Here is a 17,919-nt window from a genome sequence, read left to right on the forward strand (position 1 = left end):
GACAGGTAACTGAACGCTTAGTTTAGGCGAGCATGAAGACCTTGTAAATCATAGACTTCCAGATCCTTCAGGTAGCGCAAGCCTTCGACGGCCGCGCGCGCGCCCGACATCGTCGTGTAGTACGTGACCTTGTGCGCCTGCGCGCTCATGCGGATCGAACGCGAATCGGCGATCGCCTGACGCGTCTCGTCGACCGTCGTGAACACGAGTGCGATCTCGCCATTCTTGATCATGTCGACGATGTGCGGACGGCCGTCCTTCACCTTGTTGACGACCTTCACCGGCACGCCGGCCGCTTCGATCGCGGCAGCCGTGCCCTTGGTCGCGACGATCGGGTAGCCGAGGTCGTGCAGCATGCGCGCGACTTCGACCGCCTTCGGCTTGTCGGCGTCCATCACGGTCAGCAGCACCGTGCCCGACTCCGGCAGGCGCGAACCCGCCGCGAGCTGCGACTTGAACAGCGCCTCGCCGAACGTCTGGCCGACACCCATCACTTCGCCGGTCGAACGCATTTCAGGCCCGAGGACCGGATCGACGGTCGGGAACTTGACGAACGGGAACACCGCTTCCTTCACGCTGAAGTACGGCGGCTCGACTTCCTTCGTCACGCCCTGCTGCGCGAGCTTCTGGCCGACCATCGCGCGCGCCGCGATCTTCGCGAGCGGCAGGCTGGTCGCCTTCGACACGTACGGCACCGTGCGCGATGCGCGCGGGTTCACTTCGAGCACGTAGATGATGTCCTGCTTCGAACCGTCCGCCTGCGGCACCTGCTGGATCGCGAACTGCACGTTCATCAGGCCGACCACGTTCAGCGCCTTCGCCATCGCGCCCGTCTGGCGCTTCAGTTCGACAACCGTTTCTTTCGACAGCGAGTACGGCGGCAGCGAGCATGCCGAGTCGCCCGAGTGGACGCCCGCCTGCTCGATGTGCTCCATCACGCCGCCGATGAACACCGACTCGCCGTCGCAGATGCAGTCGACGTCGCATTCGATCGCGTCATTCAGGAAGCGGTCGAGCAGCACCGGCGAATCGTTCGACACCTTCACGGCTTCGCGCATGTAGCGTTCGAGGTCGCGCGGCTCATGGACGATTTCCATCGCGCGGCCACCCAGCACGTACGACGGGCGCACGACGAGCGGGTAGCCGATTTCGGCCGCCAGTGCGAGCGCTTCTTCTTCGGCGCGTGCGGTGCGGTTCGGCGGCTGGCGCAGGCCGAGGTCCTGCAGCAACTTCTGGAAGCGTTCGCGGTCTTCGGCCGCGTCGATCATGTCCGGCGACGTGCCGACGATCGGCACGCCGTGCGCCTCGAGGTCGAGCGCGAGCTTCAGCGGCGTCTGGCCGCCGTACTGGACGATCACGCCGACCGGCTTTTCCTTGTCGACGATCTCGAGCACGTCTTCCAGCGTCAGCGGCTCGAAGTACAGGCGGTCGGACGTGTCATAGTCGGTCGACACCGTTTCCGGGTTGCAGTTGACCATGATCGTTTCGTAGCCGTCCTCGCGCATCGCGAGCGCCGCGTGCACGCAGCAGTAGTCGAACTCGATGCCCTGGCCGATCCGGTTCGGGCCGCCGCCCAGCACCATGATCTTCTTGTTGGTGGTCGGCTGCGCCTCGCACTCTTCCTCGTAGGTCGAGTACATGTAGGCCGTCTTGGTCGCGAATTCGGCCGCGCAGGTATCGACGCGCTTGTAGACCGGACGCACGTTCAGTTCGACGCGGCGGCGGCGGACGTCTTCCGGCGTCGCGCCGAGCAGCTTCGCGAGCCGGCGGTCGGAGAAGCCGCTCTGCTTCAGGAAGCGCAGCTCGTCGAACGTCAGCGACGCGAGCGTGCGGCCCGCGAGCGCCTTTTCCTTCAGGATGATCTGCTCGATCTGCTCGAGGAACCACGGGTCGATCGCGGTTTCCGCGAAGATTTCCTCGGCCGTCATGCCGATGCGGAATGCATCGCCGACGTACCAGATGCGGTCCGGGCCCGGCTCGTGGATCTCGATCGCGATCTCGTCGCGGTCGGTCGACTTCTCGTCGAGACCGTCGACGCCGACTTCGAGGCCGCGCAGCGCCTTCTGGAACGATTCCTGGAACGTACGGCCGATCGCCATCACTTCGCCGACCGACTTCATCTGCGTGGTCAGGCGCGAATCGGCTTCGCGGAACTTCTCGAACGCGAAACGCGGGATCTTCGTGACGACGTAGTCGATCGTCGGCTCGAACGATGCCGGCGTCTGGCCGCCGGTGATTTCGTTCTTCAGCTCGTCGAGCGTGTAGCCGACCGCCAGCTTCGCCGCGACCTTCGCGATCGGGAAGCCGGTCGCCTTCGATGCGAGCGCCGACGAACGCGACACGCGCGGATTCATCTCGATGACGACCATGCGGCCGTCCTTCGGATTGATCGAGAACTGCACGTTCGAGCCGCCGGTGTCGACGCCGATCTCGCGCAGCACCGCGAGCGATGCGTTACGCAGGATCTGGTATTCCTTGTCGGTGAGCGTCTGCGCCGGCGCGACCGTGATCGAGTCGCCGGTGTGCACGCCCATCGGGTCGAGGTTTTCGATCGAGCACACGATGATGCAGTTGTCGGCGCGGTCGCGCACGACTTCCATCTCGTATTCCTTCCAGCCGAGCAGCGACTCTTCGATCAGCAACTCGCGCGTGGGCGACAGGTCGAGACCGCGCTTGCAGATCTCTTCAAACTCTTCGCGGTTGTACGCAATGCCGCCGCCCGAGCCGCCGAGCGTGAACGACGGACGGATCACGACCGGATAGCCGCTGCCGCCGGTGCCGGCCATGATCTCGGCATGCACCTGGGTCGCTTCTTCCATCGAGTGTGCGATGCCCGACTTCGCGGAGCCGAGACCGATCTTGGTCATCGCTTCCTTGAACTTCTGGCGGTCTTCCGCCTTGTCGATCGCTTCCGGCGACGCGCCGATCAGCTCGACGCCGAACTTCTCGAGCACGCCGTGGTGGTGCAGGTCGAGCGCGCAGTTCAGCGCGGTCTGGCCGCCCATCGTCGGCAGGATCGCGTCCGGGCGCTCCTTCTCGATGATGCGTGCGACGACTTCCCACGTGATCGGCTCGATGTAGGTGACGTCGGCCGTGTTCGGGTCGGTCATGATCGTCGCCGGGTTGCTGTTCACGAGGACGACCTTGTAGCCCTCTTCACGCAGCGCCTTGCAAGCCTGCGCGCCCGAATAGTCGAACTCGCAAGCCTGGCCGATGATGATCGGGCCGGCGCCGATGATGAGGATGCTTTTGATGTCTGTGCGTTTTGGCATGGCTTGTGAATTCAGTAAGTAATCTTTGTCGTGGCGTTGTCGCGGATCGGCGGCTGCGCTCAGCTCATGGTGGCGAGCGCGAGCTTCACCGAGAAACCGATGAACAGGCCGCCCACGCTGCTCGCCGCGCCCGCCGCGAGCTTGCGGCGGCGGCGGAAATGCTCGGCGAGCCGCGCGCCCGCGAAGATCAGCGTGCTCAGATACAGGAAGCTCGCGCATTGCGCGATCGCCCCGAGCACGACGAACGACAGCGCGGGATGCGGGAACGCCGGGTCGACGAACTGGATGAAGAACGAGATGAAGAACAGGATCGCCTTCGGATTCAGGAGGCTCACGATCAGCGCCTTGCGGAACGGCCGCTCGCCGTCGACCGCACGCGGTGCATCGGCCGGCGCATCGGCGCGCGCGCGCAGCTTTCGCCACGCGCCGCGCAGCATCCCGGCACCGATGTACAGCAGGTACGCGGCACCGCCGTACTTGACGACGGAGAACAGCAGCGGGTTCGCCTTCAGCAGCGACGCGACGCCCGCGGCGGACAGCACCATCAGCACCGTGTCGCCGAGGAACACGCCGCAGGCCGCGCGATATCCGGCCTTCACGCCGCGCTGCGCCGCGAGCGACAGCACGTACATCGAGTTCGGCCCCGGCAGCAGGATGATGAAGATCACGCCGAACACGTAGGTCCAGATATCCGTGATGCCGAGTGCGTGGCCGAACATGATGCGAATCTCCCGTTCTTCGGTTGCTTCAGTTGCGTCAGGCGTTGCGCTGCTTCGCCGCGTCCATCAGTGCGGTGAAACGGTCGAACAGATACGCGATGTCGTGCGGGCCGGGCGACGCTTCCGGGTGGCCCTGGAAGCAGAATGCCGGCTTGTCGGTCAGCTCGAAGCCCTGCAGCGTGCCGTCGAACAGCGACACGTGCGTCACGCGCGCGTTGGCCGGCAGCGAATCCGCGTCGACCGCGAAACCGTGGTTCTGCGACGTGATCACCACGCGACCGTCGCCGAGATCCTTCACCGGGTGGTTCGCGCCGTGGTGACCCGTCTTCATCTTCAGCGTCTTCGCGCCGACCGCGAGGCCCATGATCTGGTGGCCGAGGCAGATGCCGAAGGTCGGCACGCCGCGCTCGATGAATTCCTTGGCCGCCGCGATCGCGTAGTCGCACGGCTCCGGATCGCCGGGGCCGTTCGACAGGAAGATGCCGTCCGGATTCAGTGCCAGCGCGTCGGCCGCGCTCGCCTCGGCCGGCAGCACCGTCACGTGGCAGCCGCGCTCCGCGAGCATGCGCAGGATGTTGTACTTGACGCCGAAGTCGTACGCGACGACGCGGTACTTCGGCGCTTCCTGCATGCCGTAGCCGCTGCCGAGGCGCCATTCGGTCTGCTTCCACTCGAACGGCTTCGTGGTCGACACGACCTTCGCGAGATCCATGCCCGCGAGGCCCGGGAACGAGCGCGCGAGTTCGATCGCCTTCGCCTCGTCGTTCGAGCCGGCCAGGATGCAGCCGTTCTGCGCGCCCTTGTCGCGCAGGATGCGGGTCAGCTTGCGGGTATCGATGCCGGCGATCGCGACGACGCCTTCGTCGCGCAGGTAGTCGCCGAGCGTGCGGTCCATGCGGAAATTCGATGCGAGCGTCGGCAGATCACGGATGATCAGGCCGGCGGCATGGACTTTCGTGGCTTCGACGTCTTCGGCGTTGACGCCGACGTTGCCGATATGCGGGTAGGTGAGCGTGACGATCTGACGCGCGTAGCTCGGATCAGTCAGGATTTCCTGATAGCCGGTAATCGCGGTGTTGAACACGACTTCACCGATCGTGTGGCCTTCGGCCCCGATCGAATAACCACGAAAGACCGTGCCGTCGGCGAGTGCAAGCAAGGCGGGAGAAAAAGACGGCAACACGGGAGGCTCCTTGGGGAACACCCTGCTGCCGACCTGTTTACCCTGCCGCGCGAGCGCCGCGCTGCGTAGGCGCGCGGAGTCGCTAGCTGGACGCGACCTGAGGTGTCGGCACGCGAACCCGGCGCGTGGCGCACGAGGCTTCGCGGCATCGCCCGACAGGCGGCGTGCGGCGGATGAACGGGATGAGTGAGGTAGGCGCTAGGGTGCGAGGTTGATCAGCACAAACTTTCAAATTATAGCCCGAAAATGGCCTTATCTTCAATCGATATGGCCGTCCGATCACGCATGCGGCGCGCGCAATGCCGTGGCGTCACGCGCGCCGTTCGTTGCTGCGGCCCCGTTTCCGCAGCCGCCCTACCCGTCAGCGTACCGCCGGATCAACATGCTTGCCAGCGCTGCGCGCGGGCCATACGTACCAGACCGCGCTTGCGAGTTGCAGCACGAGCAGCACGCTCCACGCCGTGACGTGCGCGGCAGCCGGGTAATGGCCGTCGACGGCCGGCCAGTGCGACAGCACCGCGCCGATACCGATCTGGAACGCAAAGATCAGCACGAAGATCACGAGCGTCAATGTCGTGTTCGCGCGGCCGATCAGTTGGGCCGGGAAGTGGCCGACCAGCACGGCATAGGTCAGGATCCCGACGCCGCCGAACATGCCGTAGGCCGCCCACAGCACGGCCGGCGGCAGCGGCACGCGCGCGACGATCGCGATTTGCGTGACGACGAACAGCACCATGCCGACGCCGCAAAACGCCTGGACGGACACGCCGCGGCGCTCGAGCACGCGCGCCGCCGCGCCGAAACCGACACAGCCGGCCATCATCGCGAAGCCGAGCACCGACACGAGCCGTGCGGCGTGCTGCGCATCGAACCCCGCGACGTCGCGCAGGTACGGACCGACCCACAGCGACTGCATCGCGTAGAACACGCCCTGCGTGACGATCGAGAACGACGAGATCTTCCAGAATGCACGGCTGCCGAGGATGTGCCACGTGCCCTTGAACTGGCTGACGAGTCCGCCCTGATGGCGTGGCCGCTCGGCTTCCGGCGCGCCGCAGCCGATCGCCGCCGCGACGACGATCGTCAGCACCGCGAGGCCGCCGCAGATCACGCGCCAGCTCGTCACGCCGAGCAGCCAGGTCAACGGCGAGCCGACCGCGACGCCGCCCAGGCCGCCGACGGCCATCACGAGACCGTTGACGAGCGGCAGCCGGCCGACTGGAAAATGCTGCGCGAGCGCCTTGAATGCCGCACCGAGACAGACCGATACGCCGACGCCGATCAGCAGCCGGCCGACCATCATCGTGCCAAGGTCGTGCGCGACGCCGAACACGGCGGCACCGGCGGCCGCGAACAGCAGCATCCCGGCCGTCACGCGGCGCGAGCCGAAATGGTCGAGCAGCACGCCGGCCGGAATCTGCGCGCCGGCAAAGCCGAGAAAATAGAGACTGGTGAGCAGCCCGAGATCGGCGGCCGAGAGCCCGAGCTCGTGCGTGACGAACGGCGCGAAGCCGAGATTGACGCCGCGGAACACGTACGACACGAAATATCCGACCGCAAACAGCGCGAGCACCCTCACTTGCACCGACGACATCGCTCCTCCTCGTGATCCGATCCCGGCCGCGCGAAGCAGCGCCGCCGCTGCCGCGCACAAACGAAAACGCCGTCACCTCGGTGACGGCGTTGCTTCGTGTTTCATCGGATGATAACGCAAGCGCACGATCCGACCGGACCGCCGCGCTGCAGCCGCGACCGCGTTACTTCTTCTTGCCCTTGTTTGCAGCGGCCTTCGGCGCGGCCTTGGCCGGCGCCGCCTTCGCGGAAGCAGCCTTCGTCGCGCGGGCCGCCGGCTTCGCGGCACCGTGCTTCGCACCGCGCGACTTGCCGCCGACGGACAGGCTCGCGCGCTCGATACGCGCGCCGGCGGTCGACGTCGCGATCCGCTCCGGACCCGGCTCGGCCGGCACCGCGCGGCCGACCGGCACGTGCAGCACGAGCGCCTGGCCCGGCATCGCGAGATCGCGATGCGTGCGGTTCCATGCCTTCAGCTGGCCGACCGACACGCCGTAGCGGCCGGCGATCGCCGCCATCGACTGCTTGCGGCGCACGCGGATCAGCATCTTGCGCGTGTCGGGCACGTCGGGCTCCATCGCGAGCACGCCGTTTTCCGCAACGTCCGCGCTGATGTCCTCGTCGTCGTCATCGCCGCGCGGCACGACGATCGTCGAGCCCGGCTTCAGGCGCATGCCGGCGGGAATCTTGTTGACCGACATCAGCGTGTCGGCGTCGACACCGATCTTCTCGGCGATCGCGGCCGGGCGCGCGCGCTCGCTAACCGTATAGGTGGTCCACGTCGACAACTGGCCGTTGTAGGCCTTCAGGTTCTTCTCGAACGCTGACGCGTTGTCGAACGGCAGCAGGATCTGCGGCTCGGTCGCGCCGAGAATCACCGGCTTCGAGAACGACGGGTTCAGCGAACGGAACTCGTCGAGCGACAGGTTCGCGAGCTTCGCGGCCACCGCCACGTCGATGTCGCGCGACGTCGTGACCGTCACGAAATACGGGTGGTTCGGGATCTCCGGCAGCGCCAGGCCGAACTGCTGCGGATTCGCGATGATGTTCTTCACCGCCTGCAGCTTCGGCACGTAGTTGCGCGTCTCGTTCGGCATCCGCAGGCTCTGGTAGTCGGTCGGCAGGCCGGCCGCCTGGTTGCGCGCGATCGCACGCTGCACATTGCCCTCGCCCCAGTTGTACGCGGCCAGCGCCAGATACCAGTCGCCGAACATGTCATGCAGGCGCGACAGGTAGTCGAGCGCGGCGCTCGTCGACGCGAGCACGTCGCGGCGCTCGTCCTGCCACATGTTGCGCTTCAGGTTGTACGTGCGGCCCGTGCCCGGCATGAACTGCCACATGCCGGCCGCCTTCGCGACCGACAGCGCCTGCGGGTTGAACGCGGATTCGATGAACGGCAGCAGCGCGAGCTCGGTCGGCATATGGCGCGCCTCGAGCTCCTCGACGATGTGATACAGGTACTTCTGCGAGCGCTCGGTCATGCGCTGCACGTAATCGGGACGCTGCGTGTACCAGGTCGTCTGCATGTCGACGAGGTCGCTTTGCAGATCGGGCATCTGGAAGCCGCGACGGATGCGGCCCCAGAGATCGGAATCTGCACTGGTCAGGTCGCCGACGGATTGCTTGTCGACGTCGACAGTTTCTTTGGCGGTGGCTGATTTACGGAGGTAGTTGGACGCCGCCTGCGAATCGGCGGCGTTGTTGGCGACAGGAGCCTGGCTCGCACAAGCGGCGAGCAGCAGGACCACCATCGCACTCAATATAAGTCGCATGAAAATCTCGGCTTCCGACGGCTGGAAATTGCTGGCGATACTACGGAAGTGCGTGCTTCACGTCAATAAAAACACCGAAAACTCAGCCAAATCCTACATTTGGAGCAATTTTTACAGACTCAGCTTGAGCTTTTGGAGTCCCTCCGGAAATCGTCATCGGAACCGGTTTTTCCACTCCCGCATCAGCGTAAACGCCGCGAGGCGATCCGGCACCGTTTCGTGCAGCTCGGCCTCGAGCGTCGCATGGATGGCCGGGCTGTCCGACCGCATGAACGGGTTGACGGCGCGCTCGTGCGCGATCGTGGTGGGCAGCGTCGGCACGCCGCGCGCGCGCAGCGCCTGCGCGTCGTCGCGCCAGGCGGCGAGCGCGGCATTGCCCGGTTCGCACGCGAGCGCGAAACGGATGTTCGACAGCGTATATTCGTGTGCGCAATGCACGCGGGTGTCGCCGGGCAGCGCCGCGAGCGCGTCGAGCGACGCGAGCATCTGCGCGGGCGTGCCTTCGAACAGGCGGCCGCAGCCGCACGAGAACAGCGTGTCGCCGCAGAACACATGAGGGGTCGCGGCGCCCTGCCCGGCCGCCTGGAAATAGGCGATGTGACCGCGCGTATGCCCCGGCACGTCGAGCACGTCGAACGTGAGCGCCGGCGCGTCGAGCGTCACGCGATCGCCGCCCGCGAGCGGCCGCATGACCACGCCGATCGACTCGGCCGCCGGGCCGTAGACGACCAGCGGTACATCGTCCGGTTGGCCATCGCGCAGCGCGGCGACACCGCCGACATGGTCGGCGTGATGGTGCGTGAGTAAAATAGCGGTCAACCGCCAGCCGCGTTCGGCAAGAACACGGCGTACGGGCGCGGCTTCACCCGGATCGACGGCGATCGCATCGCGGCCGTCCGAGACGAGCCAGATATAGTTGTCTTCGAATGCCGGAACCGGCACGTATTCCAGCTCGTTCATGGGCGCGCAATCATCGTTATGTCCGATCGTCAAATTATAGACTGGCCCGCCTGGACCGACTCGCCGCCCGGCCGCTACGTGCTGGACTGGGAGCAGGCGCAGCTCGACCGGATCGTGTCCGACGTCTTCGGGTTTCACGCGCTGCAGCTCGGCCTGCCGCAGCTCGATGCGCTGCGCGAGAACCGCATGCCGTATCGCGGCCTCGTGCTCGACCCGGCGAGCGGCGCGAGCGCGCCCTACCAGTATCCGTGGGCGCGCGAGGCGCACGCGCCCGAACATGCGCCGGCCGGTCGCAGCACGACGTGGAGCGATCTGCTCGACCTGCCGTTCGAGTCGCAAAGCGTCGACCTGATCGTGATGCCGCATACGCTCGAATTCACGTCGGACCCTCACCGCCTGCTGCGCGAAGCCGAGCGCGTGCTGATGCCGGAAGGCCAGCTCGTGATCACCGGCTTCAATTCGCTGAGCCTGTGGGGCATGCGGCAATCGTTCGGACGCATGGCGAACCGTCCGTTCGTGCCGGCCGCGCGCGACCAGATCGCGTTCATCCGGCTCAAGGACTGGATCAAGCTGCTCGGCTTCGATCTCGAGCGCGGCCGCTTCGGCTGCTACCGGCCGCCGCTCGTCACCGACAAATGGCTTGCCCGCTACGGCTTCATGGAAGCCGCCGGCGACCGCTGGTGGCCGATCTTCGGCGCCGTCTACATGGTCACGGCCGTCAAGCGCGTGCGCGGCATGCGCCTCGTCGGCCCGATCAAGATGAAGAAGCCCGTGCTCGCGCCGGGCCTCACGCCGGCGGCCACCCCGACCACCCACCAAGAACACTCATGACCACCGACACCATCGACATCTATACCGACGGCGCCTGCAAGGGCAATCCCGGCCCCGGCGGCTGGGGTGCACTGTTGCGCTACGGCGACCGCGAAAAGGAGCTGTTCGGCGGCGAGCCCGACACGACCAACAACCGCATGGAGCTGATGGGCGTGATCGCCGCGCTCGAGGCGCTGAAGCGGCCGTGCCGCGTGATCGTCCATACCGACTCGCAATACGTGCAGAAAGGCATCAGCGAGTGGATCCACGGCTGGAAGAAGAAGGGCTGGGTCACCGCGGCGAAAACCCCGGTGAAGAACGCCGACCTGTGGAAGCGCCTCGACGCGCTCGTCGCGCAGCACGAGGTCGAGTGGCGCTGGGTGAAGGGCCACGCAGGCCACCCCGAAAACGAACGCGCGGACGCGCTCGCGAATCGCGGCGTCGAATCGCTCGTGGCCTGAACGCAGGCCGCCCCACTGTCTTTCCCGATTTATCCGACATGCGCCAGATCATTCTCGATACCGAAACCACCGGCCTGAATCCCCGCACGGGCGACCGCCTGATCGAAATCGGCTGCGTCGAGCTGCTGAACCGGCGGCTCACCGGCAACAACCTGCACATCTACGTGAACCCCGAGCGCGACAGCGACCCGGGCGCACTGGCCGTGCACGGCCTCACGACCGAATTCCTGAGCGACAAGCCGAAGTTCGCGGAAGTCGTCGACCAGATCCGCGACTTCGTGAAGGACGCCGAGCTGATCATCCACAACGCGCCGTTCGACCTCGGGTTTCTCGACGCAGAATTCGCGCGGCTCGACCTGCCGCCGTTCACCGAGCATTGCGGCGGCGTGATCGACACGCTCGTGCAGGCCAAGCAGATGTTCCCCGGCAAGCGCAATTCGCTCGACGCGCTGTGCGACCGGTTCGGCATCAGCAACGCGCACCGTACGCTGCACGGCGCGCTGCTCGACTCGGAACTGCTCGCCGAAGTCTATCTCGCGATGACGCGCGGCCAGGACAGCCTCGTGATCGACATGCTCGACGACGCAGGCGCCGACGGCGGCGCGGCGAACGGCCAGCGCGTGTCGCTCGCGTCGCTCGACCTGCCGGTTCTCGCGGCGAGCGACGACGAACTCGCCGCCCACCAGACCCAGCTCGACGAACTCGACAAGTCGGTCAAGGGCACCTGCGTGTGGCGCAAGTCCGCCGACGCGGACGCCGCCGAGGCCGCCTGACGCGGCGCCTCCCGACCGGCGCCTGCAGCCGCGCTCACGCGCGCGGCTGCAGCGCGATGATGGCCATCCCGCCGAGCGCGAGCACCGCGCCCGCCACGTCCCAGCGGGACAGCGCAATGCCGTCGACCACCCGCAGCCAGATCAGCGCCACCGCGATATACACGCCGCCGTACGCCGCATACGTGCGCCCCGCCGCGCTCGGATGCAGCGTCAGCAGCCACGCGAACAAGGCGAGCGACAGCGCGGCCGGCACCAGCAGCCATACGGGCCGGCCGCCCTTCAGCACGAGCCACGGCAGGTAGCAGCCGACGATTTCGGCCAGTGCAGTGACGGCGAACAGCGCCGCAATCCTGATCAGTTCGGTCATCCGGTTCCTCGCAGATTCGGCCCCCGTCCGGCGGGCCGCGCGACCCCGCCGCGCGCCGCCGATCATACCGGAGCCGGCCTCGCCGGAACCGCCGCCAGACTTGGGATTCCGGGCAATTTGCGCGATCGTCTGTCATCGTGCTATCATGTCGCCTGTTTCAACATTCAATCTCTGTCTACTCAATTTCGAAAGAAGTCCGTCCGCGCGTTGCGGGCCGGTGCTTCGACCGGAATTGCATCCACAGGAAAGCCCGCCCGACAGGCCCGCTTTTCTCGTTTCGTTGCCCCTCCGGGGCGCTTGCCGGATCGCCGGACACGTCCGCGCCGGCATCTGCCGCTCGCATCACGCGGCCCATTCTTCATGAGCGCACCGTCGTGACGGCCCATCGGGCCCGCGTCGAAGCAGTCCCTTACGGCCCTTTACCGCCTCATGTGCAGTAAGCGCTTAAATGGCCTGCCCCGACGCGCAGCACGCGACATCGCGCTCGCCGGCAAACCGTGTCGGACGGCCCGCCCGTTCCGGCGCAGTCAAAGGAGTGCATGACCTTGACCGCAACACACGTCAGCCCGACCGCTGCTTCTTCCTCCACGTCGTCCGGCGAGGCCCCGCTCGCCGCGGACGACATTACCGTCGTCGACCAGAGCCTGCTCAAGCGCGCCGTCAGCGCGATGGCCATCGGCAATGCGATGGAATGGTTCGACTTCGGTGTCTACAGCTATATCGCCGTCACGCTCGGCAAGGTGTTCTTCCCGTCCAGCAGCCCGTCCGCGCAGCTGCTCGCGACCTTCGGCACGTTCGCCGCCGCCTTCCTCGTGCGCCCGCTCGGCGGCATGGTGTTCGGCCCGCTCGGCGATCGCATCGGCCGCCAGCGCGTGCTCGCCGCCACCATGATCATGATGGCCGTCGGCACCTTCGCGATCGGCCTGATCCCCAGCTATGCGTCGATCGGCATCATGGCGCCCGTGCTGCTGCTCGTCGCCCGCCTCGTGCAGGGCTTCTCGACCGGCGGCGAATACGGCGGCGCCGCCACCTTCATCGCCGAGTTCTCGACCGACAAGCGCCGCGGCTTCATGGGCAGCTTCCTCGAATTCGGCACGCTGATCGGCTATGTGATGGGCGCCGGCGTCGTCGCGCTGCTCACCGCGTCGCTGTCGCAGGAAGCGCTGCTGTCGTGGGGCTGGCGCGTGCCGTTCCTGATCGCGGGCCCGCTCGGCCTGATCGGCCTGTACATCCGGATGAAGCTCGAGGAAACGCCGGCGTTCAAGCGCCAGGCCGAAGAGCGCGAAGCGCAGGACAAGGCCGTGCCGAAGGCACGCTTCCGCGAAACGCTGATGCGCAACTGGCGCGCGCTGCTGCTCTGCGTCGGCCTCGTGCTGATCTTCAACGTGACCGACTACATGGTGCTGTCGTACCTGCCGAGCTTCATGTCGTCCACGCTGCACTTCGACGAGTCGCACAGCCTCGTGCTGGTGCTGATCGTGATGGTGCTGATGATGCCGCTGACGCTCGCCGCCGGCCGCCTGTCGGACAAGATCGGTCGCAAGCCCGTGATGCTGGCCGGCTGCGTCGGCCTGCTGGTGCTGTCGATCCCGTCGATGATGCTGATCCACGCGGGCACCACCGCGTCGGTGTTCGGCGGCCTGCTGATTCTCGGCGTGCTGCTGTCGTGCTTTACCGGCGTGATGCCGTCGGCACTGCCGGCGCTGTTCCCGACCGAGATCCGCTACGGCGCGCTCGCGATCGGCTTCAACGTGTCGGTGTCGCTGTTCGGCGGCACGACGCCGCTCGTCACGGCATGGCTCGTCGACGTGACCCACAACCTGATGATGCCCGCGTACTACATGATGGGCGCCGCCGTGATCGGCATCGTGTCGGTCGTCGCGCTTGCCGAAACCGCACGCCAGCCGCTCAAGGGCTCGCCGCCGGCCGTCGCGACGCGCCGCGAGGCGCACCAGCTGGTGCGCGAGATGCGCGAGAACGACGACGACGCGGAAATCTACGGCGTCGTGTCGACTGCACGCGCCTGAGCATCGCCCAAGAAAAAGCCCCGGCACAAGCCGGGGCTCGATCGAACCCGATCCGCCCGACCGGCTTGCGCCGGCCGGGCTTTTTTTCATCTGTTGGCTGGATGCGCGATCATGCGTGCGCTTCGCAGTGGCGGCAGAAGATCAGCGCCCGCGAACGCGACACCGCAGCCTGCGCACCGCGCGCCGCGACGATCAGTCCGACCTGGCCGAGATTGAAATCGCGCTCGACCATCAGCTGCGTCAACGCGGCAAGCGGCAACACGACGGACGGGTGGTACAGACTCGATTCGATCAGCGCTCTCATCATCGGCTCCATCAGGCAATGCATATTCGATGGAGTGGATTCTAGGGATCGGCCGCAACCGGATAAACAGCGCGAATGCGAAGTCACTTGTCAGCGGCGGATAACAATCGGCCGCGCCTTTGGCGGACAGGGCCGAGAGGGCGGCGGCGGACGGCCCGGGAACGCAAGGCGGACGGTGCGCGACGGGGTCTTGCGGACGCCGCACCAGGCGAAAACGAGTGACCACGCGGCCGATGGCGGCCGAGTCGATCCGTGCCGGATGCCAGCCCGAGTCGCGACGACATCGCACGCCGGTTGCATCGCCCGCCGCCCACGCTCCCGTGCCGACGCGACAGCCGCCGGGCTTCAGTCGAGCGGCGTCTCGACAAACGCCGGCAGCGCTTCCGCCCGCGCCGAATGTGCGGCGAGCGCCGGATAACGGGCCGGATCGATCCGCGCGAGCGCCGGGTACTCGGCGCTCGTGAATTGCGTGAAGCGCCACGCGACAGCGACGGTCACGTCGGACTGCAGCAGGCGCGCGCCGCCGAGCCAGCCATTCGCGGCCGCGACGAGCGGCTCGAGCTTGTCATACGCGGCCTCGATCTGGCCCAGCACCCGCTCGAGCCATGGCGCGTGCTGCTTCTCGGCCGGCCGCAGCGCGTGCTCGTACACCACCTGCACGGTCTTCTCCGCCGCCGCCAGCGCGAATCCGACCGGCACGAGCGTGCGCAGCCGCGCGTCGGCGGCGTCGGGCAGCAGACGCCGCTCGGGCGCGACGCGATGGTCGAGATAGTCGACGATCAGCGACGAATCGATCAGCGTCGCACCGTCGTCGGTCACGAGCGTCGGCGCCTTCACGACCGGGTTGAATGTCTGGAACTGGTCGAACTGACGGAACACCGAGATCGACTCGTGTTCGAACGGCAGGTCGAGCAGCTTCGCCGAAATGGCGGCACGGCGCACGAATGGGGAATCCAGCATGCCGATCAGCTTCATCGCGAACGCTCCACTTGAGGGAATGGAATCGACGACTGTAGCAGCGCCATATGTCGACGCCTAGGGCCCGGTCACGTTTCCGACACCCGCTGCGCGGCCAGAGTGACCATAATGCAGATTCACGCCCCCTCCGCCCAAGGTTCGCCATGTGGTACGCCGTCGTCGAGCAGCAGCGGGAATGGATGCGCGCCTGGCGCGCGGCGACGTGCCACGCGTTCGACGTGTGGCCAGCCGCGACGCTGGCGCACGCCGCGTCATCGTGCTACGACGACCTGTTCGAGCCGCTGCTGGGGCCCGCCGCCGGGCCGCCGCGCTTCGAGATTCGGCGCGCGGCGGTCGACGAGCGGATCGTCGCGCGCACGCCGTTCTGCCAGCTGCGACGCTTCGCGCGCGACGACACGCGACGCACGGTGCTGCTGTGCGCGCCGCTCGCCGGACATGCGGCCGTGATGATGCGGGAAACCGTCGAGGCGCTGCTCGCGGACGGCGACGTCTGCGTGACCGACTGGGTCAATGCGCGCGACGTCCCGCTCGCGGCGGGTCGCTTCGGGCTCGACGAATACGTGGCGACGCTCGACGGCTTCGTCGACGCGCTCGCCCGCGACGCGCGGCCGCTGCACGTCGTCGCCGTGTGCCAGGCCACCGTTCCCGCGCTCGGCGCACTCGCGCTGCGCGCCGCGCGCGGCCTCGCACCGCCCGCGAGCGTCACGCTGATCGGCGGGCCGCTCGACGCGCGCGTCAACCCGACCACGCTCGGCACCACCGCCGCGTCCCGGTCGCTCGCGTGGTGTCGCCGCCACCTGATCGACATCGTGCCGCCGCGCTTCCCCGGCCGTGGCCGGCACGTGTTCCCGACCTATCTTCAGCAAGGCGAGATCGCACTGCTGTATCCGCAACGCTTTCTGACGCTGATCGAGGACTACGCGCGCGCGGCGTCGCATTTCGACCTGACGGCGCTGGCGGACGCGCGGCGTGCGCTGCGCGAATACACGGCGCTGCTCGACATGCCGGCCGAGTATTTCCTGGATACCGTCGATATCGTGTTTCAGCGAATGTGCCTCGCGAACGGGACGTGGGACGTCGGCGGGCAGCGCGTCGAGCCGGCCGCGCTGCGCGGCGTCGCGCTGCTGACGGTCGAAGGCGGTTGCGACGCCGTCACGGGCACCGGCCAGACGCATGCGGCGCTCGCCATGTGCCGCGGCCTCAAGGCCGGCGAGCGCCAGCGCCTCGATGTCGACGAATGCGATCATTACGGATTGTTCACGGGCGCGCGCTGGCGCAGCGAAGTCCATCCGGCGCTGCAGCGCGTATTCGCGCAGGCCGAAGCCGGTCGCCCGGGATCGCGCCGGCGCCGTATCAGACGGACGTGACGTCGTCGTCCGGCGCGCGGGCCGCATCGAGGAGCGCACGCACCTCGTCGTCCCCGGTCTGGTCGAAACGCGCGTAGAACTGGCTGATCCCGAAGAACGACAGCGGCTGCAGCACCGTCACGAACGCGTCGGCCAGATCGTCGAACGCACGCCCGGCACCGTCCGGTGCGACGGGTACGGCGGCCACGATGCGCGCGGGATGGCGCTCGCGCAGCGCCTGCAGCGCGACGCGCATCGACGCGCCGGTCGCGACGCCATCGTCGACGACGATCGCGATACGGCCGTCGACCGGCAGCGGCGGCCGGGCGCCGCGATACAGCGCTTCGCGGCGCTGCAGTTCGGCCGTCTCGCGCGCGATCACGTCGGCCAGTTGCGCATCGGTCACGCCCATCGCGCGGATCGCCGAATGCTGCAGGTGGATCGCTCCGCCGGTCGCGATCGCGCCGATCGCGAATTCCGGATCGGACGGCATGCCGAGCTTGCGCACCACCAGCACGTCGAGCGGCGCGCGCAGCGCCTGCGCGACCGGGAATGCGACCGGCACGCCGCCACGCGGCAGCGCGAGCACGACGACGTCGCGACGCCCCGCATAATCCTGCAGCGCGTGCGCAAGCCGGCGACCCGCGTCGGCGCGATCGACAAAACATTCGGTCACGATCGGCTCCCTGCCGTTGCGCCGGATGCGCGACACCCGCACCGGCCCCTGTTCAACGAGCATGGTTCATCGGACGCGCCGATGCAAGCGGGGTCATACCGGCGCTCGGCATGCGGATCGTGGCGGAAAAGGATGGATGGCGTTCGCCCGGGCGGACCGCCGTCAGGCGCTCAGAGCCCGCCGGCCTGCCGGTACAGCCGCCAGAACGACTGCGCGTACGACTGCGCGAGTTCCGGTGCGCGCTGGAACACGTTCACCGTTTCCGCGTGCGCGGGCGCGCCGTCGGACAGCGTCGTCAGCGCGACGCTGTCGTCGACGATCACGAAGCGCGGCGCGGGATCGCCGTGCCGCGAATCGATCGCGACGTCGATGCCGGCCGATTTCAGATAGCCCGCGCCGCTGTATTTGCCCGCACGCGACGAACGCACCAGCACGACGCGCACTTCGATGCCGCGCGAACGCGCGTCACGCAGCGCCGCCGCGACCGCGGGCGGCACGTACGCGTAGCCGGCCAGCAGCACGCGGCGCTGCGCCTGACCGATCAGGTCGACGGTCGCGTCGGCCGCCGCATTGTCATACGAAAAGTACGTGCCGACCGATGCGGCATCGGACGGAATCGGGCTGGCGTGGGCGGTCGCCGCGCAGCAAAGCACGGCGAGGAGGAAGGCGGCGGGTCTCATGGCGGGCGCCATTGTAGCG

At 67.5% G+C, this 17,919-nt stretch carries 16 protein-coding genes; 5 read left to right on the forward strand and 11 right to left on the reverse strand.

The features are described 5' to 3' along the window. Positions 1–17: 17 nt before the first annotated feature. From carB to gloB, 6 genes are all read right to left on the reverse strand, one after another. Positions 18–3,272 carry a carbamoyl-phosphate synthase large subunit gene (carB, locus tag WS49_RS00485; protein WP_059523470.1) on the reverse strand — a complete coding sequence of 1,085 codons (3,255 nt, stop codon included), beginning with the start codon at positions 3,270–3,272 and terminating at the stop codon, positions 18–20. Between the two features lie 59 nt (positions 3,273–3,331). Beyond that, positions 3,332–3,991 carry a leucine efflux protein LeuE gene (leuE, locus tag WS49_RS00490; RefSeq protein WP_059523472.1) on the reverse strand — a complete coding sequence of 220 codons (660 nt, stop codon included), beginning with the start codon at positions 3,989–3,991 and terminating at the stop codon, positions 3,332–3,334. Positions 3,992–4,028: 37 nt separating this feature from the next. Then, the gene (gene carA, locus WS49_RS00495; RefSeq protein WP_059523474.1) at positions 4,029–5,174 is read right to left on the reverse strand and encodes a glutamine-hydrolyzing carbamoyl-phosphate synthase small subunit; all 1,146 of its coding nucleotides are present in this window, start codon (positions 5,172–5,174) and stop codon (positions 4,029–4,031) included. 361 nt (positions 5,175–5,535) lie between these two features. Then, a complete protein-coding gene (locus WS49_RS00500; RefSeq protein WP_059523476.1) occupies positions 5,536–6,768 on the reverse strand; it encodes an MFS transporter in 1,233 nt (410 codons plus the stop codon). Positions 6,769–6,931: 163 nt separating this feature from the next. After that, positions 6,932–8,518, reverse strand: a complete 1,587-nt coding sequence (locus tag WS49_RS00505; protein WP_059523478.1) for a transglycosylase SLT domain-containing protein — start codon at positions 8,516–8,518, stop codon at positions 6,932–6,934. A 153-nt stretch (positions 8,519–8,671) separates the two neighbouring features. Continuing rightward, positions 8,672–9,478, reverse strand: coding sequence for a hydroxyacylglutathione hydrolase (gene gloB, locus WS49_RS00510; RefSeq protein ID WP_059523480.1), 807 nt, complete (start codon positions 9,476–9,478; stop codon positions 8,672–8,674). Between the two features lie 18 nt (positions 9,479–9,496). Between gloB and WS49_RS00515 the strand changes: the two genes are divergently transcribed. The 3 genes from WS49_RS00515 to dnaQ are packed head-to-tail and all read left to right on the forward strand — an operon-like array spanning position 9,497 to position 11,522. Further along, positions 9,497–10,309 (forward strand): class I SAM-dependent methyltransferase, encoded by an 813-nt coding sequence (locus WS49_RS00515; RefSeq protein WP_059523482.1) that lies wholly within the window; start codon positions 9,497–9,499, stop codon positions 10,307–10,309. Beyond that, positions 10,306–10,749: a ribonuclease HI gene (gene rnhA / locus WS49_RS00520; protein ID WP_059523484.1), complete on the forward strand. Its 444-nt coding sequence runs from the start codon at positions 10,306–10,308 to the stop codon at positions 10,747–10,749. Before WS49_RS00515 ends, rnhA begins: the two co-directional genes overlap by 4 nt. A 38-nt stretch (positions 10,750–10,787) precedes the next feature. Beyond that, positions 10,788–11,522 (forward strand): DNA polymerase III subunit epsilon, encoded by a 735-nt coding sequence (gene dnaQ, locus WS49_RS00525; RefSeq protein WP_059523485.1) that lies wholly within the window; start codon positions 10,788–10,790, stop codon positions 11,520–11,522. A 34-nt stretch (positions 11,523–11,556) separates the two neighbouring features. Here the strand turns inward: dnaQ and WS49_RS00530 are convergent, their stop codons facing one another. Further along, complete coding sequence (locus WS49_RS00530) at positions 11,557–11,889, reverse strand: YnfA family protein (RefSeq protein ID WP_059523489.1); 333 nt, start codon at positions 11,887–11,889, stop codon at positions 11,557–11,559. A gap of 539 nt (positions 11,890–12,428) precedes the next feature. Here WS49_RS00530 and proP point away from each other — a divergent pair. Further along, positions 12,429–13,916, forward strand: a complete 1,488-nt coding sequence (gene proP, locus WS49_RS00535; RefSeq protein ID WP_059523491.1) for a glycine betaine/L-proline transporter ProP — start codon at positions 12,429–12,431, stop codon at positions 13,914–13,916. Between the two features lie 109 nt (positions 13,917–14,025). On the opposite strand, the gene WS49_RS00540 is transcribed toward proP, so the two are convergent. After that, on the reverse strand, positions 14,026–14,223 hold the full coding sequence (locus tag WS49_RS00540) for a hypothetical protein (protein ID WP_044844954.1): 198 nt from the start codon (positions 14,221–14,223) through the stop codon (positions 14,026–14,028). Between the two features lie 342 nt (positions 14,224–14,565). Continuing rightward, positions 14,566–15,195 carry a glutathione S-transferase family protein gene (locus WS49_RS00545; protein ID WP_059523492.1) on the reverse strand — a complete coding sequence of 210 codons (630 nt, stop codon included), beginning with the start codon at positions 15,193–15,195 and terminating at the stop codon, positions 14,566–14,568. A gap of 146 nt (positions 15,196–15,341) precedes the next feature. Here WS49_RS00545 and phaZ point away from each other — a divergent pair, with 146 nt between their 5' ends. Then, on the forward strand, positions 15,342–16,565 hold the full coding sequence (gene phaZ, locus WS49_RS00550) for a polyhydroxyalkanoate depolymerase (RefSeq protein ID WP_059523494.1): 1,224 nt from the start codon (positions 15,342–15,344) through the stop codon (positions 16,563–16,565). On the opposite strand, the gene WS49_RS00555 is transcribed toward phaZ, so the two are convergent. Together WS49_RS00555 and WS49_RS00560 are read right to left on the reverse strand one after the other, a co-directional pair. Beyond that, on the reverse strand, positions 16,552–17,220 hold the full coding sequence (locus tag WS49_RS00555) for a phosphoribosyltransferase (protein ID WP_059523835.1): 669 nt from the start codon (positions 17,218–17,220) through the stop codon (positions 16,552–16,554). The genes phaZ and WS49_RS00555 overlap by 14 nt on opposite strands. 170 nt (positions 17,221–17,390) lie before the next feature. Further along, complete coding sequence (locus WS49_RS00560) at positions 17,391–17,912, reverse strand: phospholipase D-like domain-containing protein (RefSeq protein ID WP_059523496.1); 522 nt, start codon at positions 17,910–17,912, stop codon at positions 17,391–17,393. Positions 17,913–17,919 lie beyond the last annotated feature (7 nt).

It is taken from the genome of Burkholderia sp. RF7-non_BP4 (assembly GCF_001521935.1).
In the GTDB taxonomy this organism is placed as follows: domain Bacteria; phylum Pseudomonadota; class Gammaproteobacteria; order Burkholderiales; family Burkholderiaceae; genus Burkholderia; species Burkholderia diffusa.

What these genes read in the sequence shown, in the direction of transcription:
- carB (WP_059523470.1), bottom strand. Translation starts at nt 3,272, where the DNA reads ATGCCAAAACGCACAGACATCAAAAGCATCCTCATCATCGGCGCCGGC.
- leuE (WP_059523472.1), bottom strand. Translation starts at nt 3,991, where the DNA reads ATGTTCGGCCACGCACTCGGCATCACGGATATCTGGACCTACGTGTTC.
- WS49_RS00500 (WP_059523476.1), bottom strand. Translation starts at nt 6,768, where the DNA reads ATGTCGTCGGTGCAAGTGAGGGTGCTCGCGCTGTTTGCGGTCGGATAT.
- WS49_RS00505 (WP_059523478.1), bottom strand. Translation starts at nt 8,518, where the DNA reads ATGCGACTTATATTGAGTGCGATGGTGGTCCTGCTGCTCGCCGCTTGT.
- gloB (WP_059523480.1), bottom strand. Translation starts at nt 9,478, where the DNA reads ATGAACGAGCTGGAATACGTGCCGGTTCCGGCATTCGAAGACAACTAT.
- WS49_RS00515 (WP_059523482.1), top strand. Translation starts at nt 9,497, where the DNA reads ATGTCCGATCGTCAAATTATAGACTGGCCCGCCTGGACCGACTCGCCG.
- rnhA (WP_059523484.1), top strand. Translation starts at nt 10,306, where the DNA reads ATGACCACCGACACCATCGACATCTATACCGACGGCGCCTGCAAGGGC.
- dnaQ (WP_059523485.1), top strand. Translation starts at nt 10,788, where the DNA reads ATGCGCCAGATCATTCTCGATACCGAAACCACCGGCCTGAATCCCCGC.
- WS49_RS00530 (WP_059523489.1), bottom strand. Translation starts at nt 11,889, where the DNA reads ATGACCGAACTGATCAGGATTGCGGCGCTGTTCGCCGTCACTGCACTG.
- proP (WP_059523491.1), top strand. Translation starts at nt 12,429, where the DNA reads ATGACCTTGACCGCAACACACGTCAGCCCGACCGCTGCTTCTTCCTCC.
- WS49_RS00540 (WP_044844954.1), bottom strand. Translation starts at nt 14,223, where the DNA reads ATGATGAGAGCGCTGATCGAATCGAGTCTGTACCACCCGTCCGTCGTG.
- WS49_RS00545 (WP_059523492.1), bottom strand. Translation starts at nt 15,195, where the DNA reads ATGAAGCTGATCGGCATGCTGGATTCCCCATTCGTGCGCCGTGCCGCC.
- phaZ (WP_059523494.1), top strand. Translation starts at nt 15,342, where the DNA reads ATGTGGTACGCCGTCGTCGAGCAGCAGCGGGAATGGATGCGCGCCTGG.
- WS49_RS00560 (WP_059523496.1), bottom strand. Translation starts at nt 17,912, where the DNA reads ATGGCGCCCGCCATGAGACCCGCCGCCTTCCTCCTCGCCGTGCTTTGC.